The organism is Sphingobium sp. FG125 (genome assembly GCF_057809795.1).
In genome coordinates, this window is sequence record NZ_JBMDKQ010000001.1 from 40,514 (window position 1) to 54,807 (window position 14,294).

The window sequence follows — 14,294 nt, forward strand, 5'->3', positions numbered from 1 at the left end:
CCTTCGACTTCGCTCAGGGCGAACGGGTAATGTGCGTGATGGGCAACCGCCCGCCAATCAGGCGGCGGCGCTCTCCGGCGCGACGGCGAACAGGGTGACGTTCCGATATTTGTCGTCATTCTGGTCGTAGAGGCCATGCATCGCCTCGAACGGCTGGTCCAATACCTTAAGGTCGGACAGGCCCACCAGCTTGAACGTGCCGAGTTTCAGTTCGCGCGGCGGCTTGCCGTCGCGGTCCACAGTCACGGCGTCGATGAACAATTCATCATGGCGCGTGTAGAGGATGTGCGGGGCCAGGGTGACGACCATCTTGTTATAGGTCACCATCAGGCACTTCTGGAGCGCGATCGCTTCAAAAATCTCGGTCGGGGCTTGCATGATGGCCTTTATCTGACCGATTTTGCCGATTCGATCAATTGCTTTGTGCGCTGCACCATTTCTGCGTCGCGCAATCCTGTCAGCCGCGGACCAGTCCCAGTCGTTCGCGCAAGGACCAGCGGGTGACCAGCAGCACGGCAACCGATCCAAGGCCTGCGGCCAGGCCCAGCCAGATGCCGAGGCCAGCCATCCGCAGCGGGAAAGCGAGGATGGTGCCGACGCCGATGCCCACGACCCAATAGCCGATCATCGCGAATATCATCGGCACCCTGGTGTCCTGCACCCCGCGCAAGACGCCTGCGCCGACGGCCTGCGCGGCATCGACCAGCTGGAATAAGGCCGCGACGGCGAGGAAGCTGACAGCGAGCTGGACAGTGCGCGCATTGGCGGGATTGTTGAGGTCGAGAAAGGCCGAAACAAGCGTGCGGGGCAGGAGGATGAGGGCGAGGGCGGCGCAGCAGGCAAAGCCGGTGCCGATGATCAGGGCCAGCCAGCCTGCACGCCCCACGCCCGCGCGATCATGGCGACCATAGGCAAGGCCGACGCGGATCGTGGCGGCCTGGCCTATGCCCATGGGGACCATGAACACTAAAGCGGCGATCTGGATCGCGACGGCATGGGCGGCGAGCGAATCGCGGTCGATGAGGCCCATCAGCAGCGCTGAGGCATTGAACACGGTGGTTTCAAAGCCCAAGGTGATGGCGATGGGCAGGCCGAGCGCCCAGACCTGGGCATGACGCTCACGGTCGCGCGACCAGAAGCGACCGACCAGCCGATAGCGGCGGAAGCGGCGGTCGATCAGGATGACGGCAAGCAGCCCGAAGAAAAGGAAACAGGAAGAGGCGGTGCTGGCCAGCCCCGCGCCGAACAGGCCGAGCGGGGGGAAGCCCAGATGGCCGAAAATGAGCGCCCAGCCCGCCAGGACATTGAACGGGATGGCGGCGAGCATGATGAGCAAACCCCAGACCGGGCGTTCCAATGCGGCAATGAAGGTGCGCAGCGTCGTGAAGCCCAGGAAGGGGAGTAAAGCCCATTGCAGGCCGCGCATCAGCCGGCCTGCGCCATGGGCGAGATCCGCGTCCTGCCCCATGGCGAGCAGGATCGCCTCGCTCTGCCACAATATGAGCCAGGCGGGGATGACGAACAGCGTAGCGGCACGCAGCGTCTGGTGAACGGTGCGGCGGACGTCGCGCACCGAGTGGCGGCGGCGACCCCGTTCGCTGGCGATCAGCGGCGAGGCGGCGGTGACCAGCCCCATGCCGAACAGCAGCAGCGCGTGGAACAGGTTGATGCCCAGCGCGCCCGCTGCCACGGCCTCCGCACCCAGTCGGCCAAGCAACAGCAGATCGGTCGCGGCGATCGCCGACCAGGCGATATTCCCTGCGATCATCGGTAGCGCGAGGGCGACAAGGGCGGTGGCTTCGATGCGCCAGGGGGAGGGGCCGGGGTGGGTCACTTTGCTAGTCTCGAAACTCTAGCCGTTCGCCCTGAGCCTGTCGAAGGGTCGTCCTTTCTCTCGCGAAGAAGGACAAGGCTTCGACAGGCTCAGCCCGAACGGATTTTAGATGGCTTGCCGGGGCATATGGCTCAATGCTTTTTGAACAGATGCAGGGCGGCGACGATGATGCCGCCGACGACCAGCCCGACGATCGCGCCGCCGATGGCGTTGACGGTCCAGTCAATGAGCGGGCCGATGGCGGGCAGGGCGCTGGCGGCGGCCTGCGCAGCGTGGTGGATCGTGCCGGGGATCATATCCCAGTGGAACTCGTGCAGGCCATGGACGATCAGGCCGCCGCCGACCCACAACATCGCCGCGGTGCCGACGACCGCCAAAACGCTCATGATGACCGGCATCGCCTTCACCATCCCGCGCCCTATCACGCGGGTTGCGGCGGACGCACGGGTCGCCAGATGCAGGCCGATATCGTCCATCTTCACGATGAAGCCGACGACGCCATAGACGCCTGCGGTAATCAGCAAGGCGACGACCACCAGAATGATGGCCTGTTCCCAGATCGGTTCTGCTGCGACGGTGCCGAGCGAAATCGCCATGATCTCGCCTGACAGGATGAAGTCGGTGCGGATCGCGCTCGATACTTTCTGGTTTTCCAGATCGGCCGAGCTGTGTGTTTCCAGCGCCTCCTGCGCGACATCATGGCCGCCCTGGATTGCCTCCAGCAGTTTTTCCGCCGCCTCGTAGCACAGGAACGCGCCGCCCAGCATGAGGAGCGGGGGCAGCAGCCAGGGGGCCAGCGCGCTGATCAGCAGCGCGGCGGGCAGCAGAAACAGCAGCTTGTTGCGCAGCGATCCCTTGGCGATTTTCCAGATGATCGGCAGTTCGCGGTCCGGGGTCAGGCCCATGACATAGCGCGGGGTGACGGCGGCATCGTCGATCACCACGCCCGCCGCCTTCGTTCCGGCCTTGCCAGCAGCAGCGGCGACATCGTCCAGCGAGGTCGCGGTCAATTTAACGATGCCCGCCACATCATCCAGCAGCGCGATCAAACCCGAAGGCATAAGTTGAGAATCCCCTGTTCAGGACGACACCGTCCTTCATGCCGCCTCAATAGGGGGCGGGCGGGGCGGGGGCAAGGAAGGGGTGTATTCTAAATCCTCCCCTGGAAATGCAGAGCTATCGCACACGACGTTCTGTTATACCTCCAACGTCATGCTGAACTTGTTTCAGCATCCATCGCGCCCCAAATGCCTCCGCTCGTGACGAGAAATGGACCCTGAAACAAGTTCAGGGTGACGATGATGGAGGGAGCAGTTTCATATGCATAGCCCTGCCCTAAAGGAGAGTATTTAGCCCCCGTCAATAATTGCCCGGCGGGTCGCTGGCGGGGAAGGATTCGTCGGATTGTTCGTCGACCATGTCCCAATCCTTTGCCGCCACTCCCTCCTGAGGTCCGGCGTCGCGGACGATGCCGGACGAGCCGACCGGGCCGCGATCGTCCGCCGGTATCGCGGTGCCCATCCAGTCGCGCCATCCCTTGACCGCGAACGCGCCGAGGCCGGTGACGATGGCGAGTTTGATCAGCCCCTTCATGGCGATGTCTCCTGTGGCGTTTGCAGATGGACCCAGTCGGCGCGGTTGTTGCCGACGGCATCGGGGGACAGGCGGATTTCGCCTTCCTCATCGGACCCGGCAGATGGCTGATCATCGGCGGCAGGCGGGGTAACGGTCCAGCGTTCGCGCAGCGCGGCGTCGATCATCGCTTCCCATGCGCTGGCGTCCCCTGCGGCCAGCATGGCGCTGTCGGGTTGCTTCAGGATCGCCAGGATGCTGGCGGCATCCTCGACACGGGCGGGCCAGTCGTCCGGCGTGGCGGCGAGGTGTCGGGCGAGGCGTTCGATGAGGGGGCGGTGTTCCATCACGGGCAAACGCGCCTTACCGACCTGTGTTCCGCGCCATCATGACGCTATCGCATCATTCGCCGATCCCCTCCAGCGCGGTGAAGCGTTGCGACCAGAGCGCGCCATAGACCGCCATCCACTGCACCACCGGGGCCAGCCCCTTGGCACGGGCGCTATACCAGGTTTCGCGGCCGGTGCGGCGCGCGGTCACGAGCGCGGCCCGTTTGAGCTTGGCCATGTGGCGCGACACCATGGGTTGCGATACGCCGGAAATGGTGGTCAGGGCGTGGACGCTCTGTTCGCCCTCGCGCACCAGATATTCGAGCAGGGCACGACGGGTGCCGTCGGACAGCGCCTTGAACTGGGCGTCGATCGTGGCGGGGGTATTGGGGCTGTTGGTCATCGCCGTGGAATAACCATATGGTTATGATATGGTCAAGCCAGCGTCCGCTTTTGCCCGTCCTTGTCCCGTTAACCAAAAAAAGTCTGGCGGGCGATGGGCTGAGTCTTTTGCGTCACACTGGCCGATATTGAGTCCCGCTTGGGCGGCGCGACTCAACATATAGTGGCTACCCCCTTCGTTCCGCCCCATGTTAACCATTTTAAGAAAGGTTAACGCTAAGCTGCTGATCTTGACGGGAGTCTGCCAAGGACTCATCGCTGGGCCTCAGATCGAACGGGGGTTGCATTATGGGTGTCATGGAACGGGTCGCGCCGCGGCGGAAGAAGGCGGTTGCTCTCGCGCCAGTCACGATCGAGGCGGATCGCCTGTTGCGGGGCGACTGCATTTCCGAAATGGCGAAACTGCCCGATGGTTGCATCGACATGATCTTTGCCGACCCGCCCTATAATCTGCAACTGGGCGGCGACCTGTTCCGGCCCGAAGGCGGGCGGGTGGACGCGGTCGATAATGACTGGGACAAGTTCGACACGCTGGGTGCCTATGATCGTTTCACCAAGGCGTGGCTGGCGCAGGCGCGTCGCATTTTGAAGCCCAACGGCACGATCTGGGTGATCGGCAGCTATCACAATATCTTCCGCGTCGGCACCGCATTGCAGGATGAAGGCTTCTGGATCCTCAACGACATCATCTGGCGCAAGGCCAACCCGATGCCCAATTTCAAGGGCACGCGCTTTACCAATGCGCACGAAACCCTGATCTGGGCCAGCCAGGGCGAGGATGCGAAATATACGTTCAATTACAAGGCGATGAAAACGCTGAACGATGAATTGCAGATGCGGTCCGACTGGGTGCTGCCGATCTGCGGCGGGCAGGAGCGGTTGAAGCGCAACGGGACCAAGGCGCATCCGACGCAGAAGCCGGAATCCTTGCTCTACCGCGTGATGCTGTCCTGCACCAAGCCGGGCGATGTGGTGCTTGATCCGTTCTTCGGCACCGGCACGACGGGCGCGGTGGCCAAGCGGCTGGGGCGCAAATGGATCGGCATCGAGCGTGAGGACGCCTATATCGAGGTCGCGCTGGAACGGATCGAGGCGGCGCTGCCGCTCGATGAATCCTCGCTCACCATCATGCAGACCGCGCGGCAACAGCCCAAGGTGGCGTTCGGCACGCTGGTGGAAACCGGCTATGTCGCGCCCGGCACGAAGCTGAGCGACGTCAAGCGCCGCTGGAGTGCGGAGGTGCGGGCCGACGGATCGCTTTGCGTGGGGGCGGACAGCGGATCGATCCACAAGATGGGCGCGACCTTGCAGGGCGCGCCGAGCTGCAATGGCTGGACCTTCTGGCATGTGGAGATTGACGGCAAGTTGCAGCCGATCGACACGCTGCGGCAGACCTATTTGCTGGCGAACGAACCTTAAAACTCTACATCCGTTCGCCCTGAGCCTGTCGAAGGGTCGTACTTTTCTTCCAAGAAGAACAGGGCTTCGACAAGCTCAGCCCGAACGGAGATTTTATGGTCGCTCTCCCCACCATCCCCGCCGACGCCCGGCTCTATCTCCGCCCGGTCTGGTTCGTGCCGACGCCCTTTGGCTTGGCCGATGGCGCGGCGGCGCGGATGGGGAATGGGTTGTTGTGGTTTCAAGGCTATGAACTGACCGCGCTGCGCGGGCGCGACCGGGTGGCGCGGGTGACTATTCCGGTGGCGGAATTTGACGCGGCGGTGGCGGGCCTGCCCGACCCGCTGGCGCAGCGGGCGCGAACATTGGCCGCCAATATCTCGGCCCAGCGCGCGCCGTTGGTGCTGGGGGAGCGGACGATCCGGTTCGACGGGCCGCAGGTGATGGCGATATTGAACATCACGCCCGACAGCTTCTCCGATGGGGGCAAGCATGTCGGCGATCCGCAGGCGGCGGCGGACGCAGGCTTTGCGATGGCGGCGGCGGGGGCGGCGCTGGTCGATGTGGGGGGCGAATCCACCCGACCGCGCGCGGAGAAATTATGGGAGGGCGACGAGATTACTCGTGTCGTGCCAGTGATCGAGCGGCTTGCGGCGGCGGGCGTGCCGGTGTCGATCGACACGCGCAAGGCGGCGGTGATGGAAGCGGCGCTGGGCGCGGGGGCGAAAATCGTCAATGATGTGAGCGCCCTCCAGCATGACCCGCGCGCGATGGAAGTGGTCGCCGCGGCGGGCTGCCCCGTCATCCTGATGCACGCGCCATCGGCGGGCGATGACCCGCATGACAATCCGGGCGGCTATGGCGATGTGGTGGCGGACGTGTTCGACCATTTGGAGGCGCGGGTCGCTGCGTGCATTGCGGCGGGCGTTGCGCCTGAAAAGATTATGGTCGATCCGGGACTGGGTTTTGGCAAGGGGCTGGCCGACAATCTGGCGCTGGTGAACGGGCTTGCGACCTTTCAGGGTCTGGGCGTGCCTTTGCTGTTTGCGGGCAGTCGCAAGCGGTTGATCGGTGCGCTGTCGAACGAGGCGCCTGCGTCGGACCGGCTGGGCGGATCGATCGCGCTGGCTTTCCGCGCGGCGGAGCAGGGCGCGCAGATGGTGCGGGTACATGATGTGCGCGAAAGCGTGCAGGCGCTGCACCTGTGGCGCGGTCTGGCTGATGCGGGGCTGAGCGCGGTTTAGCGGGCGATAAAGCCGAGACCCTGTGTCATCCTCCCCTTGCAGGGGAGGTGTCAGCGCGTAGCGATGACGGAGGGGTGTTGCCCTATCGAGAGGGGGACACCCCTCCGTCTGGCCTGCGGCCAGCCACCTCCCCCACAGGGGCAGGATGTTTAGGGCGCGACCGGCTTTGCTGCCACGCCGTTGCCCGCTTCCGCCGGAGCCGCTTCCGCCTCGCCCTTGGGCGGAAATACGCGCAGGCTGGCGAGAGTCTTGTCGACGATCGGCTGATATTGTTCGCTCAGCATTTCGGGATAGACGAAGGTGGCGGTCACGATCGATCCGTCGGGCTGTTTGAGCAGGCGGACCGCGACATTATTGCCTTCGCCGTCATTGGCGGTGCCGCGATATTCATTGTCGCCGATATAATCGCCATCGACCCCTTCGGCCCCGCTGCTGACCGCTTCGACGATCTGCTGGAGCGTTTCGTCATTGTCATTCTTTTGCCAGAATACGCGCACGTCCGCGCCCGCGCCCTTATCTTCATAGACGGCACCGTCGGCGGTACTGGCTTCCGCATTCTTCATCCAGCCTTCGGGGAAGCTGACCGAAAAACCGCGTTCCAGATTGACGTAATTGCGCGGTTCGGCATCCTCGGCGGCCTGTTGCGTGGCCAGCGCGCTGGCAGCAGCCGCGTTGGCGGCGGCGGCCAGTTCCTCCTGGCTCGGCATGTCGGCCACCGGTTCGGTGCGACCGCAGGCGGCAAGGAGCAGGACGGGCAGGCAGGCGATGAGCGCGGCGTTTTTCATGCGCCGATCCAAAGCATAGGCAGCACGAGAATACAACGGTCGAGCGACGGAGGGCCGTTTCAGGCCGCGCTGTCGATGCCGAGTTCGGCGAGTTTGCGGTAGAGGGTGGATCGGCCGATGCCCAGGCGGCGGGCGACTTCGGTCATGCGGCCGCGATAATGGCCGATGGCGAGGCGGATGACGTCGGCTTCGATTTCGGCAAGCTGGCGGACATGGCCGTCGCCCTCAAATAAAGTAATGCCTGCGCCGTCGCGGTGCGGCTGGCTGGCGGCGCGCGGGCGGATGGTGAGACGGTCGATCGGGTCGCCCGCGCGGATTTGCGCCGCGATCTGCGGGAAATCCTGCGGCGTCAGCGCGTCGCCATCGCACAATACGGCGGCGCGAAAGAGGGCGTTTTGCAGCTGGCGGACATTGCCCGGCCAGCCATGCTGCATCAACAGGGCCAGCGCATCGTCGGTCAGGCCCAAGCCGCGCAGCCCCGGCTGGGTGGCGATCCGCGCGAGCAAATGGCGGCAGAGCGCGGGAATATCGCCCATCCGTTCGCGCAGGGGCGGGATGGTCAGCTGGACGACGTTGAGGCGGTAATAGAGATCCTCGCGGAAGCGACCTGCCTCTATTTCCTCGATCAGGCGCTTGTTGGTGGCGGCGATGACGCGGACGTCGACATGGATCGGGCGGCGCGCGCCGATCGGCTGCATTTCGCCATCCTGCAACACGCGCAGCAGCTTGACCTGCGCATCGAGCGGCATCTCGCTGACTTCATCGAGGAAGATGGTGCCGGTGTCGGCGCTGGCGAATTTGCCGACATGGCGGTCGAACGCGCCGGTAAAGGCGCCGCGTTCATGGCCGAACAGTTCGGATTCGACCAGATTGGCGGGGATCGCACCGCAATTGACCGTGACCATCGCCTGTTTGTGGCGGGGGGAGGCGGCATGGATGGCGCGGGCGATGACATCCTTGCCGACGCCGCTTTCGCCCTCGATCAACACCGGCACGCGGGCGCGGGCTGCCTTGGCCGCGATGGCGAGCGCGGCGCGGAACTGCGGGGCGGAGCCGACCACATCCTCGAAGGACAAGGGCGCGGTGATCTTTTCGGTGAGCGGGCGCAGTTCGCCATGGGCGGCGCCTTCGCTGATCGTCGCATTGAGCGCGGCGAGCAGTCGTTCGGGCGCAATCGGTTTGGACAGATAATCGGTCGCACCAGCGCGCATCGCCTCTACGGCAACGGCGACATTATTATGGGCGGTGAGAATCAGGATGGGCAAAGCAGGGCGACGTTCGCGAATCTCGCGGATCAGGCCAGCGGGCTCATAATCGGGACTCCACTGGTCCAGGATGATCGCATCAAGCTGCATCCCGTCCTGCGTGCCGAGCGTCGCAATGGCGGTTTCGCCGTCGCCCGCAAAGATCGTCCGCCACCCGGCGCGCGCCGCCAGCGCCGAAACCAGCCGCCTTTGCGCCGGTTCGTCGTCGATCAGCATCAGCATCGGTATGCCGTCGCGCGCCATTTATACCCCTCAATAGCTTCAGGCGACCTATGGTAAGGACGGGGGGTAAAGGCGGGCTTAACCGCGAAAGATTTTCTTGTGGCGCTACGGGTTGAGGGGGGGGGCGCGACAGGATAAGAGGTTCGCCGCAACCGCCACAGAAGGGGACCGGACATGGCGTCAGACGGAAATATCAAAAGTGCGACCGAAACCTATGCCGGTTTCATTGGCGTGATGAAGTGGGGCACGATCGCATCGATCGCGGTGGCCGCCCTCGTGGTGCTGCTGATCTCGGGCTAAATCCGGGACGCACAAACAGGAGGGGATGCCATAATAATGAAAATTGCAGTGTTGAAGGAGCAGGCCGCGGGTGAAGCCCGTGTTGCCGCTACGCCGGAGACGGTGAAGAAATTTATCGGCCTGGGCGCGCAGGTGTCGGTCGAGGCGGGGGCCGGGCTGACAGCGTCTGTCGCTGACGCTGATTATGCCGCCGCCGGGGCCAGTGTGGCCGATCGGGCCGCGACGGTGGCTGGGGCGGACATCGTCCTGGGCGTGCAGGGGCCGGACATTGCCAGCATAGCGGGTGCCAATCCGGGTGCGTGGATCGTGGCGGGCCTCAATCCGTTCGGGGAACGGGCGCGGGTCGATGCCTATGCGGCGGCGGGCTATGAAGCGCTGGCGATGGAGTTCATGCCGCGCATCACCCGCGCGCAGTCGATGGATATCCTTTCGTCCCAGTCGAACCTGTCGGGCTATAAGGCGGTGCTGGATGCCGCCAGCGAATATGGCAAGGCCTTCCCGATGATGATGACCGCAGCGGGCACAGTGTCTGCGGCGCGGGCGTTCATCATGGGGGTGGGCGTCGCGGGTCTCCAGGCGATCGCCACCGCGCGCCGTCTGGGCGCGCAGGTCAGCGCGACCGACGTGCGGGCGGCCACCAAGGAGCAGATCGAATCGCTGGGTGCCAAGGCGATCTTCGTCGAGAAGGTCGCGGGTATCGAGGGTGAAGGCTCTGGCGGTTATGCCACGGAAATGTCGGACGAATATAAGGCGGCGCAGGCTGAACTCATATCGTCGCACATCGCCAAGCAGGACATCGTCATCACCACCGCGCTCATTCCGGGTCGCCCCGCGCCGCGCCTGATCACCGACGCGCAGATCGCGTCGATGAAGCCGGGCAGCGTGATCGTCGATCTGGCGGTCGAGCAGGGCGGCAATGTCGAGGGCGCAGTGGCGGGCGAAGTGGTCGTGCGCCACGGCGTCAAGATTGTCGGCCATCGCAACGTGCCATCGCGGCTTGCCACCGACACATCGGCCCTGTTCTCGCGCAACCTGTTCAACTTCCTGTCCGCCTTCTGGGACAGGGAAAAGGGTGCGCCGGTGCTGGACGAAGAAATCGGCAACGCCATCCGCCTGACACAGGGCGGCAAGGTCGTGAACGAGCGGCTGCTGGGATGATCACGGTCGGATTGCTGTCAATGCTATTGGCAGCGCCGAGCGGGCAAGTTGCCAGCGAAGATGCTTGGTTGGATGCGGTAAGACTGTCAGGCTTAAAATCGGCCCAAGCAGGACTATCGGTTTGCCATGACCCGAAGCTGGAGGCACGTTGGAAGCAGGTAGATGATCGCCGGATCGCTCTCCTTGAGCCATTTGCGGATTGGTTGCGGCAAAATCCTAAAAAGAGCCAGAGGGCGATTTCGCCGATCCTCACGCTGCCTGAAGCAAAATGCCCTGAAGATAAGATACATTTTGACGATGCGTTGAATCAATATTCCATAAGTGTGGACCAGCTCTTGGTTGCTACTAAGAACTGGTCGGGGAGGATAAGCTAATGGACTTTATTTCCATCCTGTCGGTTTTCGTGCTGGCATGTTTTGTCGGCTATTATGTGGTGTGGTCGGTGACGCCTGCGCTCCACACACCGTTGATGGCAGTCACCAACGCCATTTCGTCGGTCATCATCGTCGGCGCGCTGGTCGCGTCGGCGGAAGCGGGGAGCGCGGCGGCCAAATATCTGGGCTTGCTGGCGGTCGTCTTTGCATCGGTCAACATCTTCGGCGGCTTTGCGGTCACCGAGCGGATGCTGGCGATGTACAAGAAGAAGGAGCGCAAGTGATGCATGAGATCGCACAGATCCCATGGGGCGTGAGCCTGGCCTATCTGGCCGCGGGCGTCTTGTTCATCCTTGCCCTTCGTGGCCTATCCAGCCCGGCGACCAGCCGTCGCGGCAACCGCATGGGCATGATCGGCATGGCGATTGCCGTGGGGACTACGCTTTACACCCATGATGTGGTGAGCCTGCCCGAAATCATCGGCGCGATCGTCATCGGTGGCGGCATCGGCTTCATCATCGCGCGGCGGATCGCGATGACGGACATGCCGCAGTTGGTGGCAGCGTTCCACAGCCTTGTCGGCATGGCCGCTGTGCTGGTTGGCGCGGCAGCCTATCTCAATCCCGGCGCGTTCGGGATATTGGATGCTGCAACCGGCGAGATCCACAATGCCAGCCGCGTCGAAATGGGGCTGGGCGTGGCGATCGGCGCGATCACCTCCTCCGGCTCGATCATCGCCTTCCTGAAACTCAACGGCAATATGTCGGGCAAGCCGATCATGCTGCCGGGGCGTCACCTGATCAACCTGGGTACGCTGGCCGCGATCCTGGGGCTGATCGGCTATTTCGTGACCGATCAAAGCCCATGGGTATTCTGGACCGTGACGGCGCTCAGCTTCATCATCGGTTTCCTGCTGATCATCCCGATCGGCGGGGCGGACATGCCGGTGGTGGTGTCGATGCTCAACAGCTATTCGGGCTGGGCCGCCGCCGCGATGGGCTTTACGCTGGGCAACAGCGCGATGATCATCACCGGCGCGCTGGTGGGGTCTTCGGGTGCGATCCTGTCCTACATCATGTGCAAGGCGATGAACCGCAGCTTCATCAGCGTGATCGCGGGCGGCTTTGGTGCCGACGCGGGACCGGCGGGGGCAGGCGGGCCGGTGATCGACCGTGCCTACAAGCGCGGATCGGCGGAGGACGCCGCCTTCCTGATGAAACAGGCCGACAGCGTCATCATCGTGCCGGGTTACGGCATGGCGGTGAGCCAGGCGCAGCACGCGCTGCGCGAAATGGGCGACCTGCTCAAGGCTGAAGGCGTGAAGGTCAAATATGCGATCCACCCCGTGGCGGGTCGTATGCCAGGCCATATGAACGTGCTGCTGGCCGAAGCGAATGTCTCCTATGACGAAGTGTTCGAGCTGGAGGATATCAACAGCGAGTTCAGTCAGGCGGACGTGGCTTTCGTCATCGGCGCGAACGACGTGACCAACCCGGCGGCCAAGACCGACAAATCGTCGCCCATTTACGGGATGCCGATTCTGGATGTCGCCAATGCCAAGTCGGTGCTGTTCGTGAAGCGCTCCATGGGCGGGGCTGGCTATGCCGGCGTCGACAATGAGGTGTTCTACATGGACAACACCATGATGCTGCTGGCCGACGCCAAGAAGATGGTCGAGGAAATCGTCAAGGGGCTGGCGCACTAAGCGCGCCTCTCTTGCCCGTCATTCCAGCGAAAGCTGGAATCTCTCTTTTCTTTCGCTACTAAGCAGGGAAGAAGTGAGATCCCGGCTTTCGCCGGGATGACGGAATAGGGGTAGTAATGCACAAACTTGGTCTGATCGGCGGTCTCAGCTGGACGTCCACTGCCCGCTATTATGAGATCATCAACCAGGCGGTGCATCGCGCGCGCGGCGGGCAGCATAGCGCGCCGCTGCTGATCGAAAGCCTGGACTTTGCCACCGTTGCGGCCTGCACCACCGATGAAGAGTGGGACAGCGCGGCGAACGTGCTGATCGAGGCGGCGCGGCGGCTGGAGACGGCGGGGGCGGGCGCGCTGCTGATCTGCGCCAATTCGATGCACCGCGTCTATGATCGGGTGCAGGGCGCGGTGAACGTCCCCATCCTCCATATCGCCGAGCGGGTGGGCAAGAAGATGCAGGCCGACGGCATCGAAAAAGCCGCGCTGATCGGCACGCGCAATGTCATGACCGAAAAATTCTACCGCCAGCGGCTGGTGGCGCATGGCGTGTCGCTGCTGCCCGCTGACATGGAATTGGCCGAGCGGATCGACCGCATCGTCTATGACGAACTGACCGTGGGCAAAATCAGCCGCGAATCCGAACGCTATATGAAGTCGGAAATGACCGACATTGCCAAGCAGGATGTGCAGGCGGTGGTGCTGGCCTGCACTGAACTGGAACGGATCGTCGATGTGAAGGCCAACATACTGCCGATCTACGACTGCACGTCGATCCATGCGAAGGCCGGGGTGGAGTTCATCCTGGGATAGGCAGGCGACCGTCAGGCCGGCAGGCTGCCATCCTCGGACAGCCAGGCCATGGCTTCGTCCGGGTCGGTAAAGACCTGGATATGGGGCTGTGGCAAGGTACGCTTGGCTTGCAGCTTGTTCAATATCGAGCTTGCGACAATCGCATAGCGGCCTTTGCTTTCAGCCATGATCGTTGCGAATAATTGCCCAAATGCTTCGCCGATTTCGGGGGATTGAACCGGGAAATCGCGGCAATCAGCCAGGACGCGGTAATCGCAATGCACCTTGCGGATAGTCATGTGCAATGTGATGAATTCGGATTCAAACGCGCGGAAATCGGCCAGCGACCAATAGCCCTGTTGAACCAGACGTATCAAATTCTCGTCTGGATCATAGGAAAAATCAAACATCGGCCCCTCCCATTTATAGATTTTTATACTGTGTAGCATGTCTGTAGGACGAGCTGTATATGCCCGTTGCTATATGGCTGATATGCCGATCCTACCGCACTGCCGTCCAAGTCTGTGTCTTGCAGAAGAACGCGATGCAACCTTGCACTTTCAGGCTTCCATTGGGGTTACGGCTGATTTTGGACGTGTAGCTCTTGCCGCTTTCGGGGTCGTAAATCGTACCCTTCCAGATGCTGCCCGCGTCGGAAAAGCCGGTCAGCAGAGGCAGACCCAGCAACGGGCGGGAACGCAGAGCGGGATCGGCATTTTCCACGTCGGTCAGCGGGCGGCCCGGCGTGGGCTTGAGGATTTTTTCGATTTTACCACACAGGCTTTTGCCGCAGGGGGCGATCTGAACGATCGCCTTGGCATCGACCGTGGCCCAGCGACCAGTGACCGGTTGTGCGGCATAAGCAGGCAGGGCGATGGATGCAATCAGGGTGGCGAGGGCAAGGCTTGCAGCTTTCATGCG

At 63.1% G+C, this 14,294-nt stretch carries 18 protein-coding genes; 8 read left to right on the forward strand and 10 right to left on the reverse strand.

What is annotated here, in order from left to right; all coding sequences use genetic code 11:
• Positions 1–57: 57 nt before the first annotated feature.
• The 6 genes from ACODSR_RS00195 to ACODSR_RS00220 form a co-directional block, all read right to left on the reverse strand.
• A complete protein-coding gene (locus ACODSR_RS00195; protein WP_294130888.1) occupies positions 58–378 on the reverse strand; it encodes a hypothetical protein in 321 nt (106 codons plus the stop codon).
• 79 nt (positions 379–457) lie between these two features.
• A complete protein-coding gene (locus tag ACODSR_RS00200) occupies positions 458–1,768 on the reverse strand; it encodes an MATE family efflux transporter (protein ID WP_489073134.1) in 1,311 nt (436 codons plus the stop codon).
• Between the two features lie 197 nt (positions 1,769–1,965).
• Positions 1,966–2,895 carry a DUF808 domain-containing protein gene (locus ACODSR_RS00205; protein WP_489072605.1) on the reverse strand — a complete coding sequence of 310 codons (930 nt, stop codon included), beginning with the start codon at positions 2,893–2,895 and terminating at the stop codon, positions 1,966–1,968.
• A 298-nt stretch (positions 2,896–3,193) separates the two neighbouring features.
• Entirely contained in the window at positions 3,194–3,427 is a 234-nt protein-coding gene (locus tag ACODSR_RS00210; protein WP_489072607.1) for a hypothetical protein, read from the reverse strand.
• Positions 3,424–3,753 carry a hypothetical protein gene (locus ACODSR_RS00215; RefSeq protein ID WP_489072609.1) on the reverse strand — a complete coding sequence of 110 codons (330 nt, stop codon included), beginning with the start codon at positions 3,751–3,753 and terminating at the stop codon, positions 3,424–3,426. Before ACODSR_RS00215 ends, ACODSR_RS00210 begins: the two co-directional genes overlap by 4 nt.
• 55 nt (positions 3,754–3,808) lie before the next feature.
• Positions 3,809–4,138, reverse strand: a complete 330-nt coding sequence (locus tag ACODSR_RS00220) for an ArsR/SmtB family transcription factor (RefSeq protein ID WP_489072611.1) — start codon at positions 4,136–4,138, stop codon at positions 3,809–3,811.
• A gap of 287 nt (positions 4,139–4,425) precedes the next feature.
• Here ACODSR_RS00220 and ACODSR_RS00225 point away from each other — a divergent pair, with 287 nt between their 5' ends.
• Both ACODSR_RS00225 and folP read left to right on the forward strand, forming a co-directional pair.
• Positions 4,426–5,556 carry a site-specific DNA-methyltransferase gene (locus ACODSR_RS00225; protein WP_489072613.1) on the forward strand — a complete coding sequence of 377 codons (1,131 nt, stop codon included), beginning with the start codon at positions 4,426–4,428 and terminating at the stop codon, positions 5,554–5,556.
• Positions 5,557–5,651: 95 nt separating this feature from the next.
• Positions 5,652–6,779, forward strand: a complete 1,128-nt coding sequence (gene folP / locus ACODSR_RS00230; protein ID WP_489072615.1) for a dihydropteroate synthase — start codon at positions 5,652–5,654, stop codon at positions 6,777–6,779.
• A 149-nt stretch (positions 6,780–6,928) separates the two neighbouring features.
• Here folP and ACODSR_RS00235 read toward each other — a convergent pair whose 3' ends face one another.
• Together ACODSR_RS00235 and ACODSR_RS00240 are read right to left on the reverse strand one after the other, a co-directional pair.
• Positions 6,929–7,564 (reverse strand): hypothetical protein, encoded by a 636-nt coding sequence (locus tag ACODSR_RS00235; RefSeq protein ID WP_489072617.1) that lies wholly within the window; start codon positions 7,562–7,564, stop codon positions 6,929–6,931.
• A 59-nt stretch (positions 7,565–7,623) separates the two neighbouring features.
• Complete coding sequence (locus ACODSR_RS00240; protein WP_489007558.1) at positions 7,624–9,072, reverse strand: sigma-54-dependent transcriptional regulator; 1,449 nt, start codon at positions 9,070–9,072, stop codon at positions 7,624–7,626.
• Positions 9,073–9,225: 153 nt separating this feature from the next.
• On the opposite strand from ACODSR_RS00240, the gene ACODSR_RS00245 reads away from it, so the two are divergent.
• From ACODSR_RS00245 to ACODSR_RS00270, 6 genes are all read left to right on the forward strand, one after another.
• Positions 9,226–9,351 (forward strand): aa3-type cytochrome c oxidase subunit IV, encoded by a 126-nt coding sequence (locus ACODSR_RS00245; RefSeq protein ID WP_119744163.1) that lies wholly within the window; start codon positions 9,226–9,228, stop codon positions 9,349–9,351.
• Between the two features lie 36 nt (positions 9,352–9,387).
• Positions 9,388–10,509: an NAD(P) transhydrogenase subunit alpha gene (locus ACODSR_RS00250; protein WP_489072619.1), complete on the forward strand. Its 1,122-nt coding sequence runs from the start codon at positions 9,388–9,390 to the stop codon at positions 10,507–10,509.
• Positions 10,506–10,883 (forward strand): hypothetical protein, encoded by a 378-nt coding sequence (locus tag ACODSR_RS00255; protein ID WP_489072620.1) that lies wholly within the window; start codon positions 10,506–10,508, stop codon positions 10,881–10,883. Before ACODSR_RS00250 ends, ACODSR_RS00255 begins: the two co-directional genes overlap by 4 nt.
• Positions 10,883–11,167, forward strand: coding sequence for a proton-translocating transhydrogenase family protein (locus ACODSR_RS00260; protein WP_006950157.1), 285 nt, complete (start codon positions 10,883–10,885; stop codon positions 11,165–11,167). Before ACODSR_RS00255 ends, ACODSR_RS00260 begins: the two co-directional genes overlap by 1 nt.
• Positions 11,167–12,588 carry an NAD(P)(+) transhydrogenase (Re/Si-specific) subunit beta gene (locus ACODSR_RS00265; protein ID WP_489072622.1) on the forward strand — a complete coding sequence of 474 codons (1,422 nt, stop codon included), beginning with the start codon at positions 11,167–11,169 and terminating at the stop codon, positions 12,586–12,588. The genes ACODSR_RS00260 and ACODSR_RS00265 overlap by 1 nt, the downstream gene beginning before the upstream one ends.
• 116 nt (positions 12,589–12,704) lie before the next feature.
• A complete protein-coding gene (locus ACODSR_RS00270) occupies positions 12,705–13,394 on the forward strand; it encodes an aspartate/glutamate racemase family protein (RefSeq protein ID WP_489072624.1) in 690 nt (229 codons plus the stop codon).
• 11 nt (positions 13,395–13,405) lie between these two features.
• Here the strand turns inward: ACODSR_RS00270 and ACODSR_RS00275 are convergent, their stop codons facing one another.
• Positions 13,406–13,783 (reverse strand): SpoIIAA family protein, encoded by a 378-nt coding sequence (locus ACODSR_RS00275; protein ID WP_489072626.1) that lies wholly within the window; start codon positions 13,781–13,783, stop codon positions 13,406–13,408.
• A gap of 91 nt (positions 13,784–13,874) precedes the next feature.
• Positions 13,875–14,291, reverse strand: coding sequence for a DUF2147 domain-containing protein (locus ACODSR_RS00280; protein WP_489072628.1), 417 nt, complete (start codon positions 14,289–14,291; stop codon positions 13,875–13,877).
• Positions 14,292–14,294 lie beyond the last annotated feature (3 nt).